The following is a 19,191-nucleotide window of genomic DNA, read 5'->3' on the forward strand; positions in this document are numbered from 1 at the left end:
CAGCAGAAATCACCAGAACTGACTTCTCTAATTCAGAGCGTTGTATCTGACTCGAGATGGAGTCCCAATAATTTTGTTGTCGTCATGCTAGATTACATGAATTCCGGAGGCTATCAAGACCGAAATAGCATAAAGGGTGCTTTCGGATCACGCTTTTCACAAGAAGAACTCCCCCGACTTTTTGTGGAATACAAGATTCCATTAGAAGAGGATGAAGTCTACAACTTTGCATACGAGAAAGATATCATCATTGACCACAACCAAGTAGAAACCGATTTAACTGACTTTCCAGTGATGGTGGAGCTTTTTGACAGTGATTTGAAGACAAAGGTTCAGCCCGATGGTGATGATATTGCATTCCGAATGGGTGATACAGCTCTAGATTACGAAATTGAGTATTTCGACCAGGACTACAGCCCAACTGAAGCTCATCTAGTGGCTTGGGTGAAGGTTCCTTACTTATCATGGTTGGCGGATACCACCATAACGATGATGTATGGTAATCCTAATGCAAAGTCCGCGAGTTCTGTCAGGGTATGGGAGTCCTATGCTACTGTGCATCATATGAACGAGAACCCGAGTGGAACTCTCTTCGATAGTACTTCCAACAACCATCTAGGCACTTCATATGGGACTCAAGGTTCAGAGGATTCGGTAAGCGGTCAAATCGACAGCGGCATAGACTTTGATGATGAACAAAATGATGTCATAGGGATTGGACAAATCTATACCGATGACTGGACTGAATTCACCATGAGTGCTTGGGTTCGAGAAGAAGAGAGCCACGATTGCAGAGTCTTCTCAAAATCCGATACTACTACTCCTTCAGAACATATCATCACCTTGAGAATCAATGGTATTACTCCCACTTTCAGAATCCGGACAGATGGAAGTGGAGGTTCAGGAGCCAGCTATGAAGCCACAAATTACAATTTGACGCTGAATCAATGGCATTATCTTGCTTGGAGGTGGAGCGCTGCAGACGAGAGATTAGTCGGTTATCTAGATGGCAATGCGATTCTTGATGTAACCCATGATGGTGATACTATCTACGATGCAGTCGAAGTATTCACCTTGGGCAACACCGATTTGGATAATAGCCGATATTTAGATGGCGTAATAGACGAGGCAAGACTTATTCCTGTTGTGCGTTCCCAAGACTGGATTGAAACTGAATACAATAATCAAAAGAATCCGTCTTCTTTCTTCAGCATTTCTTCAGAGCGCGTACTAGGTGATACATGGCAAGACGAAGACAAGGCAACATTGCTCTTTTCTACGAGCTCAGAAGAACCCCTGACGCTTGGTCCCCTTGTGACAATGGATATCGAGGGCTCAGGCAAGTCTCTTGATGATAACATGAATGATGGTACAAGCTTCTATGCTTTCAATGGTTCGAGTTATGTTAACTGGACTGCTAATGTTCTCATTTCACCGCCAAACAGTACCCAATCTATGAACGCTGAAATCGAATATCCTCTGACCCAATGGCGCCCAACCCAAGTAATCAATCCGTTAGGACAGGAAAAAAGTTATGGAACTGATTGGGACTATGATGGTGGAACGGTAACTATCTACAGCTCTGCAGTTGATATCTGGGGCGTTTGGGTTCTTAACTTTGTAAGCTGGAATTATGTTGAGGATTTGCAGCTGGGAATCAGTGGCCAAACACTCTCAGACACAGCAACGCTTAATGTGAGTGACGTTTTGGAACTCCAAGCAACAACGCCCTGGGTAGAAAATGCGAGAACCGGGTTAATACTAACTGACCCCAATGGAGACCTCTGGCATACCGATTATGATGTAACTGGGACCCCAAGTTCCACTTGGCACGTACCCTCATTTGAATATCGCATACCGCTTACCATTTCTTCTTCGCAAGTAGATTCGGATTTGACCAACTTTCCGGTTCTTATGAATTTTGTAGATACGAATCTTCAGGATTCCAACAAAGTCCAGGCTGATGGAAATGATATTGTCTTTGTACAGAACGGCATTATTCTCTCGCATGAAATTGAAAGGTTTGATCAGGCAACCGGCAGGATAACTGCTTGGGTCAAAACGAATCTATCGAGTAGTGTTGATAATAGTCTTTACATGTACTACGGGAATCCCGTGATTGGTTCATGTGAGAGTCGAACCGACGTATGGACAAATGAATACGACGCTGTTTGGCATCTGAATGAGATTGTTTCTGACGAAGGAGATGGCGGCATCCACCAAGACAGCACTTCCACAAGATATGACGGAATTCAGCATGGTAATACCTTTGATCCAGGCATTGCAAGTTACGGTCAGCAGTTTGATGGCACAGACGACTGGATTTCTGTGAACGCGACCGAGGATCTCAATCCCACAGGTGATGTTTCTCTCTCCGGATGGTTTTATCTTGAATCCACTTTCAGTAGTACATCATCCACATCAATGATGATAATGGAGAAATACCTTAGTGGTGATGTTAACTTCCATTTAGCATTGGTGGGAACAGACTACAGCGAGTCCGGTGTTGATGCAGGAAGCTTGGCATTTGGATTCGAAATGGATAATGCCGAATTCACAAAATGGACTACGAAGACATATTGGTCCTCTGGCTGGTATCATTACACTGCTCTCATGGATTCGGATACGCCCGCAAACAACAAGATCTATGTCAATGGAGTAAACAGCACCAATTCTGGTACTGCTGGCAGCGGTGGCACTCCGTCGTTCTTGAGCTTGGACTACTCCGCAGATTGGGGAATTGGAGGGCGTTATGGTGAAGATTCAGAGTTTGGCTCTCCACCTGAACGATTTCTAGACGGAGAGATGGATGAAGTACGAATCTCGAATGCTATTCGCTCATCTGGTTGGATATCAACTGAATATAATAGCCAAAATGACCCCGCTTCATTTGTTCAAAGGGGTAATGAACAACAGAAGACTTCGCCTGATGCCACCTTTACAAAAACCATTGACTCTACTGCTTTAGCTGGAGAATGGACAGCCAGTGTTTACTACAATGATACAGGTACGACAGTTTCAGAGGCAACAGGCTTGTATGAACGCAATTTCATTGTGAAGCATGATAGCTCCTTGCAGCTTCTTCATCCAAGCGATGCTGTTTCTGATGATTTGTCGCTACGAATTGCAGGAGATCTTCTCCAAATTGAGATGAAACTCATCGATGACATATCCTCGGAAGGTGTAAGCGGAGCAACCCTTGAAATCAATTGGACCACATCCGGAAGTCCGACGGATGTGACTCTGGATGAATACGAGAATGGTCGTTATGGTAAGATACTGAATACGTCAGATTTGGGAGACAACAAACGCTGGCGGATTAATGTGTGGTCTACTCATCCTTACTATAATGATGCAACAGACTATTTCGACTTGGATTTGAATCATGAAACAGAATTAACCTATACAAATATCGAAACTACCCCTGTTGGCTACGATTTCACAGCCACTTTGGTTTTCTATGATCTCTACGACGATATTCCCGTAACAGGAGCTTCGATTACCTTTTCAAATGGCACACCTGCCAATGTTGTGGCCGAGGGCTCGGGCCATTACAACATCTCACTATCTACAAGTGGTAAATCACTGGGAGATCACTCTTATGAGTTCGTAGCGTTCAAATCGGGTGCCTTTCTCGAGGATGATACAACAAATGTAACATTCACGCTAAGAAAACACTATACTTCTGTTAGCGTACAAGGAGACCTTGTAACACCATATGGGCAAGATACACCAATCACAGTGGTCATTACAGATTTGGATACTGGTAATGCACTCATTTCTACGAGTTCCGTAGCCTCTTGGACATTTACTTCGGGATACGATCCTATCTCGGAAAATTCACCGCCTGACTTTGATGTGTCTCTTACCACAAGCTCTTGGCTGGTAGGAACTGAGACAGTTACCTTATCGGTCACGATGAGTGGTAACTACTACGATCCATCTACCCATCAGTTCAATGTGGATATACGCAAACACTACACTTCTGTTACAGTTCTTGGTGATTTAATCACCCCTCATGGATTCAACACACCCGTCACTGTTGTGATAACGGACACTGATACAGGACTTGCGCTCGGCACCACTGCTGATGTCTCATCATGGTCATTTACTTCCAGTTACTCTCCGGTTTCAGAGGCTTCGCCAGAAGATTTTGATGTTACGTTAACTACCAATTCGTGGGCATTGGGAGTTGAGACATTGACTCTTTCAGTTACAATGAGTGGTATCTATGAGAATCCTACAAATTATCAGTTTGATGTAGAGATTCGTAAGCATTACACATCTGTGAGTGTCCAAGGGGATCTTGTTACTCCGTATGGACAGACAACACCAGTGACAGTTGTTTTGTCGGATATGGATACTGGAAACACTCTGGGAACCACATCTTCTGTTGCTTCGTGGAGCTTTACGTCAAGTTATCCTGTGGTGACCGAAACGCCGCCCGGTGATTTTGCAGTATCAATTACCACAGATACTTGGAACGTAGGAATCGAGACAGTCACACTTTCCGTAGCTATGAGTGGAATATACTTCGATTCTGCCAATTACAACTTCGACATAGAAATCCGAAACCATCGAATTGCGTCTTCTGTTATTGGAGAGTTTGTGACCCCTCATGGACAAATCACGGATGTGACTGTGTCACTAACAGACCTTGATACCGGAGCGAAACTAGCGAATACAGATAATGTTTCGTCATGGACCTTTAGCTCTGGCTTTGATCCCGTGTCGGAGACCAACCCAACTGACTTCGACGTTTCATTGACAACAGATACCTGGTCGCTTGGGATTGAAACCGTTACGCTATCTATCACGATGAATGGAAATTATGATAATCCTCAGGATATTCAATTTGATATCCAAATTCGTCAACACTACACATCCGTTACAATTACAGGAGATTTATTGACTCCACATGGATTTGACACTGCGATTGTGGTCGTAATCACTGATACAGACAACGGCTCTGTGCTTGTGGACACTTCTGATATCTCCTCATGGACATTTGATTGGGGAACTAGTTCAGATTCTGAGACTCCGCCGTCTGACTTTGATTACACCTTGACGACCAACACATGGGATTTGGGAGTTCGATCAGTAACCCTATCTGTAATCATGAGTGGAATCTATGCGAATCCAACGAGTTATCAATTCGATGTTGAGGTCCGGAAGCATTACACTTCTCTTTCCGTTACAGGTGACCTTGTAACGCCATATGGCAACACAACTCCAGTTGAGGTAGTAATAACCGATCTAGATACCAATACGGTCCTAGGAGATACAAACGACATTTCATCTTGGTCTTTCAGTTCCAGTTACGACCCCGATAGTGAATCACCCCCATCTGATTTCCAGGTGACCCTAACGACTGAGGATTGGGCTGTGGGAACAGAGACAGTAACACTATCTGTGACGATGAGTGGCGTATACAACAACCCATCAAACTACGAGTTCGCCGTTCAAATCACAAGTCTGACAACTAGGCTATATCATGAACCTAGTGATTTGCTCTTTCCAACGGGCGATGACTTCGTGATAGTTCTTCAGCTCAATGTGAGCGAACCGGGCACGTATTATGGTAATCCGATAAACAGTTTAGATCCTAGTGACTTTACAGTAACGAATTCGAGCTATACATACCCCGCAACAATCGATTTTCTATCCGACGGAAGATACAACCTTACAATCGATGATGTCGGCCACTTCATCGAAGGTACCTACACAATAACAGTTGAGGTTGATCCAACGAGTTCTATCTATGGGTCATCCGAGGTGATTATAACATTCGAGTATCAACCGGCCAGAAGTGACCTTACGGCAAACCTGTACACCATTTCAACTCCATACAACACCAACGCTACTTTAACGCTTTCTTACTATGATCTTGACAGGGGTTCAGGTATTACAACTGCAACTATTATCGCAAACATTTCTTGGATTTCCTACACTCATGTTGACGGGGGAAATTATGATGTGGAAATAGGCGTTGCAGATTTCAGTCTCGGATCTCATCCTGTTAACCTTACAGCTGATGCCGCTGGATATGCAGCTCGAAGTGTTATTGTAACCGTTGTAGTTACCCAAATACATACTGATGCAGAACCCTCGAAAATCTCAATTGATATGCCTGTAGGGAATACAGAAATTTTCTATATAGACTACAACGATTTGGACAACGATGTAGCCATTCCGGATGCTACCCACACGACAAACTGGAGTGGATCCGTTGCCCTTGATATTACATGGACCGGCAGCAGATACAAGGTGAATCTGACAACAACAGGTTCTGATGAACTGGGCATTTATCTGATTTGGTTCAATTTCACAAAGGGTGAAAACTATCAACCCGGCTACTGCGAAGTGGAAGTCGACATTCGAAGTCACATCACCATTTTCAACCTTGTAACTGCCGTAGAACCGACAGCATTCAATGCTCTCATCAACATCTCAGTGCGATACTATGATTTCGATAACAAAGTTGGAATAGACAGCATTTCCAACATTGAGGATTATGTGTGGAATGGAACTGATTGGATAGCAACCACCCTATTTTCGGAAACTGGAGGAATCTATACTATCCAGATTGATGCAAATCAGTTTGGTCTTGGTCAACAGAGCTTCACCATATTCTTCAATTGGACAGGACCTGTTCAGCAATACGAAAACAAGACCACGTCGGCTTCGGTGAATATTGTTGGAGTGACCTCCGAATTAACACTCCTGACCTCATCAGAACCTACTGCTTACCTCGGGAATATGTCTTACACCATAAGGTATGCAGAGCTTGACAGCGGACAAGGAATTGCAAACACAAGTAATCCAGACTACGAAGATGGAAATGTTTTCATCCACGTTGAATTTGAGGGCGCATCCATTGATTTGTCAGAAGTTGATATTTGGGAGACGGATTATCAAAACAAGCCGGGTCAATACTCAATCAGATTCAATACATCGATTTTCAGTTCAACTGGTCTATTTTATATGAACCTCTACATCAATTGGTCCAAAGGAGTAGATCCTGGATATACAAATCGTACTGATACAATATCGGTGCGAATTCTACCTCGTGATACACTCATTTCAATCGTTCCAGCATCATCAACCGCATACAATGAATATGCAGAGTTTTCATTCACCTACGAAGATACTCTTGCAGGTGAAGACATAGCTAATTCGAGCAAATTGTCGATTTCTCTAAGTCTGAATTCCTCTGAAATCACCTATGACGATGTATCCAAGCTGTTTACTGTAACCTTCAACACCAGCCAGTTTGAATCGCTGGGAGAGAAATCCTTCACTCTCAATATCACTTGGACTGGTACTCCCTTCTATGCAAACCGAACAAATAGGGTTGTATTCGTAACGGTTACGTCTCGTAATACAGTTTTGGATTATCAGGCCCCTCCACCCACCTCATATCGTGAGGTCGTGGATTTCACAGTAACTTGGACCGATATTGCGGGTGTTTCTGCCTTAGGTATCGAAAATGCTACTGTGGTTCTTTATGACGGAGCTTCTCCTATTGCGCAATCATATTACTCAGTAGCAGAATCTGGTGGCGGCGAGTATTCTATCGAGCTTAATACAACTTACAAATCCCACCCCGGGTTTTACACCGTCACTGTCGAGGTTGCTTCCCCTGAATTCTACTACCTCAACGCAACAGCTGATAGAACGCTCAATATTCGACAGAGAATAACGATTTTGACATCTGATCCTGTAGATGACGTTCCATACAACGGAACAATCGAGGTTGTTTTGTATTATCAGGATCTCCTGAGTTTGGCAAATGTGGGCAACACTTCTAATCTTGTCTCCTTTGACATAATAACCGCTGGGAACTGGATATACACCATCAACTGGCGTCAATCGCGCGGGAATTATCTTCTCTTGATTGACACTTCCAACCAAGTTGGTTTAGAAATCGGTGTTCCATATGAGATTCAACTGAATATGAGTTATGCCGATGTTGAACCGTTCTACAGATGGGATGATTTGACAATCGGCTATGAACTAAGACACCGGGCATCTTCTCTCGAGCAATCAGAAGCTCCTATTCAGACACCATACTTGGATTACTCTGACTTTGTTGTCTATTATGGTGACGCAGATGCTGGAACCGGTGTCGAGGGCGGGACCATCTATGTAGTGAAAGGTGGTTCCAGTCTTAACGAGGGAACCGATTTTGTCTATACAGATTCTGGAGGCGGTATATACGAAATATCAGTGAATACTACTGTTTTGGATGGACTTGGAACTACGCAAATCGTAGTCTGGGCAAACTGGACCAGTGGTTCTCCCTACCATAGCAATGCGAGCCTTTCACTAGATTTGCGAGTTGTTAGGCGGTCGACTAACGTAGTTGTTATGATTCCCCCATCAAGAACTAATTTCCTAGAGAACGTAGAGTTTCTTGTTGCATTCTCGGACTTGTCCACGGGCGACTACTTGTCCACTGACAAGAGCTTGATAACAATATACAACGAAGGTGTGGCATTGGATGGTTCTGATTTCACATTCCTTCAATCAGGTGCAGAATACAATTATGAAATCACCATCAATTCTACTGTTCTTTCTTCTGTGCTAGCGTCTGGAATAAATGTCACTATATTCGTCGACTGGCCTGATGCACCCAACTACTATCAGGATGACTCAACGGCGGTTCAAGTGACGATTATTGCTCGTGAAACTGCGCTTTCTATCGACAAACCACAAAGGACGTCGTATGATGAAAATGCGACCTTGAGTTTCCAGTTCTTGGATACGACAAACATTCCAGAGGAAACCATACAAAGCAACCCAACTCTCACGATTATGACCAATCTAACGGAAACCCCTTCTATAGACTATGAAGAGGCGAGTGAAACGTTTACTATTTCGTTCGATACTTCACAGTTTGCAGATGTGGGAGTCCATTTCTTCTATATCAATGTGACTTGGGCTGGAACGCCATTCTATGAGAATCGGACGCTTCAAGTTTCTTCTGTGAATGTCATATACAGAGAAACCCAAGTGAATTTCGATGCTCCTATACCAACCCCGTACAATGATACTGTTGCTTTCAATGTGACATACCTTGATGTCGCTGGTGGAACGGAGATTGGTATTTCTGAGGCAAATCTGACGATGTACTATGCTGGCTCTCCCATTCCAGCTCAATACACCCAAGCTACGCCTGATGGTTCTGGGCTATTTGGGGTTGAATTAGACACTAACTTCTTTACAGAGCCAGGTTCTTATGAGCTCAATGCCAGCTTGGTGTATACCGGAACCGAATTCCGTTCCGACGCCTACGCTTCGAGAACTCTCGTAGTACGATTCAGAGGAACTATTCTCTCTGCAGACCCTGTTGGTCCGATAGGATACGAAACGCAAATCATAACTTCCCTGCAATTCCAGGATCAGCTTACTTTCGAATCGATTGGCAATCTATCGTCCCAAACGTCTCTGACCGTTGTTAACGATACTGGCACACCATGGGTGTTTTCTGTACAGTGGCAACCTTCGACAGAAACCTATGAATTAGCTGTGGAAACCGAAGGACAAACTCTCGATGTTGGTGTGAGCTACAGCCTGCGTGTCAATATGACCTATCTCTATCAATCTCCATACTATCTGCATGATGAAACCTACATTTTCTTCTCGATCAGAAAACGAACTTCTCTTCTTAGTGTACCTGAACCGCCTACGCCAACTGCTTATAACGAACTTGCAGTGTTTGAAATCTACTATGAAGACACAGATGTGCAGCAGGGGATTTCTGGCGCTTCAATTTTATTGGAATCACTGTTGATTGACACAGACTACTTCGTATCCACGGGAACCCCAGGCACATACATAGTATCTTTGAATACCAGTTCTCTAGGTGGATTGGGAATCTTCATCGTCAATGTTACTGCCGATTGGCTCAACACCGCAGAACCATATCATAATGATGCCTCCAGAAATGTTACGATATCTGTAACGAGAAGAAACGCAGAAGTGGAGATTCTTTCTCCACCTGGTCAGGCAAGATTCTTGGACAACTTCACTTTCACGTTTGCATATACCGACAAGGCTGGCAGTAGTGAATCTCGAATATATATCACTCCTGATGATATTGACATCTATGCAAATGGCTCTCTTCTGTTGGATTCTGAATATTCTATGACAGGAATCATGGATTCTGCATTCAGGATTGTTATCAATTCAACAGTATTGGCACCAACATTAGTATCAGATTATAATGTCACTGTGGTCGTTGATTGGACGGATAGTCTCGCTCCTTACTATGAAGATGATCAAACTGAGCTATCTTTCACTAGTGTTAGAAGAAACATGGGGATAACCCTCGGCCAAATTCAGACCACTCCGCTAGGTGACAATATGACTGTCAATTTCAGCCTGAAGGATAACATCAAGAAAACACCAGTAGAAGGAGCTGTTATCCTGTTTGATTGCACGACTGTCTCGTTGGAAGAAGGCTCATCCTATTGGATAACTGAGGGAACGGGATCACTTGCGGGTGTCTACAACGTTACTGTTTTCACAAGCGCATTGGGTGGGATTGGAGATTTCACTTTCAACTTGGATGTTCACTGGATTCCAACATCTTCTCCATACTACAGCAATTTGTCAACGATAGCCGTCACGGGTTCGGTTGATCTCATATGGACTAGTCTTCAGAATGACGTTCCAACCCCAAGCTCAGTAAACATCACAGACTACGTGAAAGTTGTTGTGTATTTCAGAGACCTCGATCATGGTCAAATTGGCATCAATGGTTCATCAATCGATGTGGCTTATGTATCAACAGGTTTGGAACCAAGTAACTTACTCGTCAACAGAACCGGGCCGGGTATCTATGAAATCACTTTCAATACCATTGATCTAAATGAGACGGGTGCTTACACTTTGTCGATTATAGCATCCAAATGGCCATATGAATCAAGAGAGGTGAATCCAACCTTCACTGTATCAGTAATTGCCACTGTTCTAACACCTGGTAAAGAAACAATCCAAATACCTTGGAGGCAATCGGCACCATTCAATGTATCTTATGAAGACCTTCTTCACGAGAACCTTACAACTGGCGCTAGCGTAACTTATTCGTGGAGTGGGGGTGACGGCACGCTTACGGAGCAGGGAACTACCGGTATATATGCAACAAGCGTCGATACTACTGCTGCAGGGTCTGGAACTCACGTAATCACCATAACTGCAGCTAAAGACAAGTTCAGAACATCCATAACAACGGTAACCTTGGTTATCCTAACTATTCCTTCTGATATGATTGCGTACGAACCGGTTGAGCTAGTTAACGAGATACCGCGAGGCAGTCCAGTTAACATTACTATCTACCTGAATGATACTACTTACGATCAGCCCATTGCTGATGAATGGGTTGTAGACATCTATGCTATTCTTGAAGGAAAGAACTATCCACTGGCCTATAATGGCACTGCAGGCTACTATAGCACTACTATCCCTGGTGCTGATACGGAGCTCCCAATTAGTTTCTATACAATCAGAATATCATCAGTGATTACGAATTACAATCCTGCTAGCTTCTCTTTCAAAATCGATTTGCTGCAGACACTAACAACACTTCACATGCATGGACTCACGAACCGAACAATGAATGCAGTATATTTCGAGCAGGTGGAATTTGAACTCAATTATACGGAGAAATTCAGTGGAGTTACCATAGATTTGGCAAACGTTACTTGGGCCATACCTGACGCAGCTATTTCTGGTTCATTTGCCAATCTAGGAAACGGTCTTTGGCATACAGACTTTGATACTGCAGAAGTAGGATACGGTACTTGGGGTTTCACTTTCCGAGCTCTTCCAGATAACCCGATTTTGGCAGCTACAACAACAACGCTCACTCTTACTATTAAGAGAATACCGACTGAGGCTTTGAATCCATCACCACTTACGGTTGTGTGGGGTTGGAAAGGCAATATCAGCTTCACATATTACGATTCACACTTCGAAACCGGAGTTGCGGGAGCTGATACTGAGTATTCTTGGGGCCCAGTGAAAGGGAGTGCCATAGATACTGGGAATGGGACCTATCTGGTTCCTGTTGACACTACGCTGCTCACAACGGGCGATCGCCATTCTGTGCTTATTTCATTTGCAAAAGGGAATTATCAGGAATCCAATGGAGGCATACAGATAGCTGTTCAGGAGATTCCGACAGAGGTAGTTATTCAGCCACCAATCGATAATATGATTGAAAGTAGTAGAACCAACCTTCAGGTGCCAATTGGAGATACCCTGACTGTTCAACTGTTCTATAATGACACAGATGATACAGAAGAATACGTAGGGGGCATTGAGAATGCTACTCTGCTGCCCGAGAGTTCATTTTCAGGTCAGACCTTCAATGGAAAATGGGACTTCCCATTAGTTGAACTCGGTGCTGGTTGGTATAGTTTCACCTTTGATACAACCAACTCTTCAATCTATGATATCGCAGATTGGACACCAGGGGTCGAATATACGTATTACGTCGCACTGCAACTTGAAAACAGAACACTTGTTGAAGTCTCTATCTCTATCAGGGTAGTAGAAATACCCGCAGAGTTGATTTTCCCCGAACTTGATGCGCAGAATCCATTTGTGCAATTCCCTTATGGTCAAACAGTTGCGGTCAAAGTTTACTACAATGATACTTGGATTGGCCATAGCGATTCTCGAGGAATTGAAGATGCTACAATTCTTGGTGAGTTCGGTGAAGGAATTGTAAAAGTTGATCGTGTAGTAGAAGATGGCAATGGTTACTACACGGTTTATCTGTTTGCTGAGGCTCCTCTAGTACCCTTGGGGATTTCTGAGGACCTGACTCTAGGTACTGTATCAGCAAACAAGTCTACATATTCAGATGCCAAATTGGAGCTGAGAGTCAATGTTATACCGACTCAGGGCCAGCAGAGCATGGATACAGCGTTACGACTTGGGACTCCAATCAGTCTCTTCATTATCTTGCTACTGGTGGCTTACATCAAAGTCTGGAGTATTCCGAAGCGATTGAGGCAGATAAATGGCCAGATAAAATCGCTCGAGAAAGGAAAGATCCCTAGCCCCATAGATGAGGCCAAGAGTAGACAGGATCTCGTTGCAGAGCTTTTCAATGATACATTCAGGGAAGTTCAAGTCACAAGAACTCCCGAGAGTATGCCTTCAGAAGCAGTGGAAATCGAAGTACCTGAGCTTGGCGAATTGTTGGTAATGTTATCAATATTGACGCATCTTAGTCCCGAGGAACTTGAAGATTTCAAGGGCGATATCGATAAAATGAAACCAAGTGAGAAGGCGGCATTCATTAAAGAAGTCATCCAGCAGGAGGCAATTAGAGCTGCCAAACGTGAGAACAAGGATACTGATGCTATCATTGAAGAGGTTAGAGAGGAAGCTCGGAAGCAGCTACGAGGGGAAGAGATTGAGGAAGAGCCAGAAGATATCCCGGAAGTAAAGGAAGTAGAACAGGTCGAGAGACTGCTTCTCGAAGAGGAAATTTCTGAGAAGAAAATTATTGCGGAAGAAGACGAAATAACGGAACGCGAATCGGATTTCTTGAGTCCCTATGAACTCGAAGAACTTCGTAAGGATCTTGAGAAACGCGGTGTACCGGCTCACGAAATAGATACTATCATCAAACAGGCCGAGAGGCTCTCAAGGGATCTCGTTCGTGAGTTATTGGCTAGCTTGGATGAAAACAAGGAGTAGATACCCTTCTTCCAAGGCTGACTGGCCAGAAGGGAAGTATTCTCTTCTCCTCGAGTATTTCTTTTCTAGCGTGGCAGCCTAATAGCTACGTTCCTACGAGCACAGAACATACCCATTCCCTTCTGCCACGTCTACCTACGAACTATTGGGAAGAAACCACAGATTTGAAGAGTTTCTAAAAATCGAAAGGTTTGACAACTGAAAGAAACGCCCTGCGATGATATGGTTTATTATGCGTTTCCAAATCTATTGTTCAATCAGGCAAGGACAGTCAGCCTTATGCATTGATAGTGCTTTGTCCTTTCAGTTGCTTGATAATTGGGATATGTGCCCGGAGGATAGGACTGGTGATGGAGAACTCCTTATTAGATGTGAGAATCTCATTCTGCAGTACTGTATCTTACAGAATAACAAAATCACAAAGCGATGTAGATGTCCGTTGCAAGAAGCTTGATTTGGCTTGGTACAATCTGCATTGCAATACTATGTGTTCAGTCTTTCAACTGAATTCCCGTATCCCATTCGAACTTGGAGGTCATTAAATATGAGGCGGATAGCCCTAGCAGTAGTGATTGTATCAGTTCTTATTTTGCTACCAACAAATCTTCATCAAACACCAATCAAAACAACGGAATCTCCACTTCTTGGTTCCGCACCAAATGCCTTGGCAGAGGAATCAGACTCATATTCTGGTTCCGGTCAACCACTTGAGTATTCCATTGGAGGAACTACAGATACCGCTCCAACCACCTTCTCAGTTACTAATGGAAGTAGCATCGTCAGTTGGACAGCAGAAGTTCTTATTCCTCAACCGAATGATACTCTTTCAGGCGATGTTGAAGTATTCTACCCAATGACTGAATGGGGCCCAACCAAGGTGATTGACTCCTTGGGGCGTGAGCGGACTCAGGGTACCGCTTGGGATTATGGAGCTGGAAAGCTCACGATCTACAGCTCATCTGTCGATGTCTATGGTGAATGGCTTGTCAAATTCAACAGCCTGAACTATATGAAGAATCTCCAGCTTGGAGTAAGCGGACAGTCACTGTCCGATAGCGCGGTACTCAATGTGGGCGATGATTTGAAACTCAGGGCTACTACTCCTTGGATTGAGAATGCGAGAGTTGGGCTGGAGCTGAAAGATCCAAGTGGTGATGTCTGGTACACCGACTCCAATACTACAGGAACTCCTAGTACTGATTGGCACATTCCCTCATTTGGACATAGGATTCCTCTAGATATCTCAGCCTCTAATGTCGATGCTGACTTGACCGATTTTCCACTATTGGTAGATATTACTGAGAATGATTTGACGAATACTAACAAGGTACAAGCTGATGGTGATGATATCGTTTTCGTTCAAAATGGGGATATTCTCTCCCATGAGCTAGTACGATTCACTCAATCTACAGGCAAGCTAACGGCATGGGTTAAGACAAACCTTTCTTCCTCGGTAGATAACACCGTGTATATGTACTACGGCAACCCAGTTGTTGGTTCTACAGAAAATGCAACTGCTGTTTGGACCAACGGTTATGAAGCAGCATGGCATCTCGATGAGACCTATTCGGACGAAGCTGATGGCAATATCCACCAGGATAGCACTTCCGGGGATTACAATGGTGTACAACACGGAAACGACTGGGATCCGGGAATCGCTTACTACGCTCAGTTGTTTGACGGAACAGATGACTGGATTTCTGTGAACGCAACTGAGGGACTCGAACCAGAGGGTGATGTTACGCTTTCCGGCTGGTTCTATCTTGAGAATGAATTCAACAGCTCTTCGAGCACATCGATGATGATTATGGAAAAGTATCTGAGCGATGATGTGAATTTCCACATTGTGCTTGCGGGTTCTGATTATGGGGAAAGCGCACCACCAACTGGAAGTCTCGTTTTTGGATTTGAACAATATGGGTCAGAATCTGCTAAATGGACGAATACCACCAGCTGGTCAAGTGGATGGTATCATTACTCCTGCTTCATGGATGCAGACACGCTATCAAATAACAAGCTGTTTATCAACGGATTGGATGACACCAATCCTAATGAACATGACACTGGTCTCAGCTCATCCAATATGTCATATACTTCAGATTGGGGAATGGGCGGGAAGTATGGCGACTCCGCAGAATTTGGCTCACCAAATACCGCATTCTTGGATGGCTCAATGGACGAAGTAAGAGTATCTACAGCATCTCGTTCACCAGCTTGGATTGCAGCAGAATATGACAACCAAGTGCCATCTAGCACTTTCGTAGCGAAAGGTTCTCACACTCAGCGTGACTCTCCTGAACATACTTTCACCAAAACAGTTGATTCAACTGCACCTGCAGGCAAATGGACCGCAAGGACCTACTATAACGATACTGGAGTTTCAGTGACCAACAAGACGGGTCTTTACGAGAGGAATTTCATAGTTAAACATGATACTTCTTTGATACTCAAATCTCCAGGCGATGCAATTGGTGACCAGATTACCACCAAGATTGTGGGAGATATGCTACATATCGTGCTGGATCTGCAATACAGTGACAATACTTCAGACTACGTGGAAGGCGCTACTGTTACAATGAACTGGACCGTAGATGGAAGCCCCACACAGAAAACGCTAGTCGATCATGGAAATGGGACCTATAGTCGCACTCTGAACACAACAGACTTGGCTACTGAAGGTAGATGGAGGATTGACATATCCTCTTCTCATCCATACTACAATGATGCCAGCTATCAACTTGACATAGACCTTTCTCATGAAACTGAAATATTGTATGAAACTCCACCTTCAACACCTGTTGGTGATGATTTTACTGTCCGCATAACAGTACGAGATGCGTTCAATGGCAACCCTATCCTAGGTGCAAGCATCACCTCTAATGGATCTCTGATTGGTACTGTTGATAATGGCGATGGCACATATGATTTGACTCTTGATTCAGCAGGTTTAGAAACAGGAAATTATGTCTATCATGTAAATGCGAGCCCAGCTGAAACCTATCTACTAGAGAGCACGGTGGATATCACATTCACGCTTCGACAGATTCATACTGCGACCTATGGAATTGGCGGAAACTCGGTTTCAACTCCATATGATATTGATACTTCGTTTACTGTAACTTACAATGATACAGATCACAGCTATGCTGGCATATCTGGAGCTTCTTGGTCTGTAAACTCGCCTTCTGGCGTTACGGTTGGCGTCGCTGATAACGCCGATGGTTCTTACGGTCTAGCTATCGATGTTAGTGGAAAAGCCATTGAGACATACAGCATTGAGGTTACTTTTTCGAAAACTAACTACGAAGACAGCACATTCTTGCTAGAACTCACGATAACTCAACACGATACTTTCATTGTTGTAGACCTCGACCAAGAGATACCTTGGGGAGAGAATTCGACTTTCTCGATTGCATGGTACGATTCAGACACTGGCGACACGGATATCTCCGGAACAATTGGCGTTAGCGATGTAACTGTAAACGGAACCTCATCTGGAAGTCTCTTGAATTTCGACTTGGATTGTGATGATTGGACTGTAGGTACGTACCATCTGAACGTCACAGTCTATTCCGCTAATGGCAACTATGATGATGCATGGACCAATGTTACTCTTGAAATCCGGGCGCATCATACTTACATCGAAGTCAACTATGATGAAACCATACCGTGGGGCGAGACCTCATCATTTGTTGTCACGTGGTATGACTCTGATACCGGTGGAACCACAATTGACTCTGCGAATCTAGATAACGTTACAGTTGACACTGATTCCTTTGGAGTGCTATCGTTTGAGTATGATACTAGTTCATTATCTGTTGGTAGCTATCAACGAGACGTAGATGTGTACTCCTCGAGCTTGAACTACTTCGATGCTCACACCGTTGTCGAGATAACTGTGAGAAAGCATTACACTCAAGTCCATGTTGAAGGCGATTTCAATGTACCCTGGGGACAGACTACGGATATCACTGTAGTATACTGGGATATTGATACTGACTCAGCAGTTCCCGTTGGCTCCGTGAACCAATTCAGCTATGATCCTACTGGCTATAATATTCAAACATTTGGAGATTCAGCCTACACCATGACCCTCGATACTTCTGAGTGGGCCATGGGTACCGTTCCAGTTACACTTACCGTGACATCTGATAATTCGAATGAGAACTATCAACAGGCCACAACTGACTTCGATGTTGTAATCCGTGCTCATCATACAACGGTATCGATAAACTCCGAACCCGTGACGCCCGTTGGTTTTGATTCAGATATCACTGTCACTTACTGGGATACAGATACCGATTCGCAGGTCCCTCTAGACAATGTTAGTCAATTTGCTGTTAGTCCGACGGGGCATAGCCAGCAAAACTTCGCTGATACATCTTATACTCTGACGATAGATACTGACAGCTGGTCGATTTCCTTAGTATCTACGACACTGGAGGTAACAGCCGATAGCGGATTCTATGATACCGCGTCAGTAGCTTTTGACATAACTATCCGTGCCCGCATCACAACAGCTAATGTTGAGGGCAATACAACTATACCGTTTGGAAATGATACCCCTCTGAACATTGTCATTTGGGACCAGGATGCCGATTCAGCAGTCTCCGCTGGGAATGTCTCAACCCTTTCTTTCCAATCTTCATCATATGGAACTCAGGATTTCAGTAGCCCTAGTTCATTGGACATAACCCTCTCAACAGATACTTGGGATGTCGGAAAGGAACTCGTCACCTTGTCCGTATCGCTAAACAGTACAATTTTCTCGAATCCTGATAACTATCCATTCAACATAACCATCCGTAGACATTACACGGTTGTCAGTGTTACGGGCGATTTATTAACACCTCAAGGTTTCGATACTTCACTCTCAATACAGCTTACAGATGCTGATACCGGCACTCTTCTCTCGGTTAGTCAGGTTGATTCCATTGTTTTTGACCCTGATACCTATAGCTCCTATCAGGAGGATCCTCCTGGAGATTTCCAAGTGAATCTTCCAACAAGTAGCTGGGCATTAGGTACAGAAAATGTAGTTCTGAGCCTCAGTATGCTGAATTCGAGCTATGCCAATCCTGCGAACCATACTTTTGAGATTGAAATCAGAAAGCACTATACTCAAGCTGCTGTTTCGGGCGACTTCACTACACCCCATGGTTTCGATACATCTGTCTCGGTTGTGATAAGAGACCTGGATACGGGAACTAACGTGGCTGCTTCAGATGTAGCCAGCCTTTCTTTCACAACTACTTCTTATCCCAGCTATGATGAGACTAATCCGGGAGATTTTGATGTTACCCTACCAACGAACTCTTGGGGGCTGGGATCAGAGACTGTGACGCTTTCTGTTTCAATGACAGGCTCCATATATTTTGACCCAGATAATCATCAGTTTGATATCACTATCAGAAAGCACTACACGTCAGTTAGCGTAACCGGAAACTTCACTACCCCTCATGGCTTCAATAC

General features: G+C 44.0%; 2 protein-coding genes. Both read left to right on the forward strand.

Features of this window, described 5'->3' with window-relative positions:
* Positions 1–13,719, forward strand: a 13,719-nt coding sequence (locus GF309_08610; protein ID MBD3158833.1) for a DUF2341 domain-containing protein, incomplete at its 5' end; no start/stop codon positions are given.
* Between the two features lie 544 nt (positions 13,720–14,263).
* The coding region (locus GF309_08615) for a DUF2341 domain-containing protein (GenBank protein MBD3158834.1) at positions 14,264–19,191 on the forward strand (4,928 nt) is incomplete at its 3' end.

This window comes from Candidatus Lokiarchaeota archaeon, assembly GCA_014730275.1.
Classification (GTDB): Archaea; Asgardarchaeota; Thorarchaeia; order Thorarchaeales; family Thorarchaeaceae; genus WJIL01.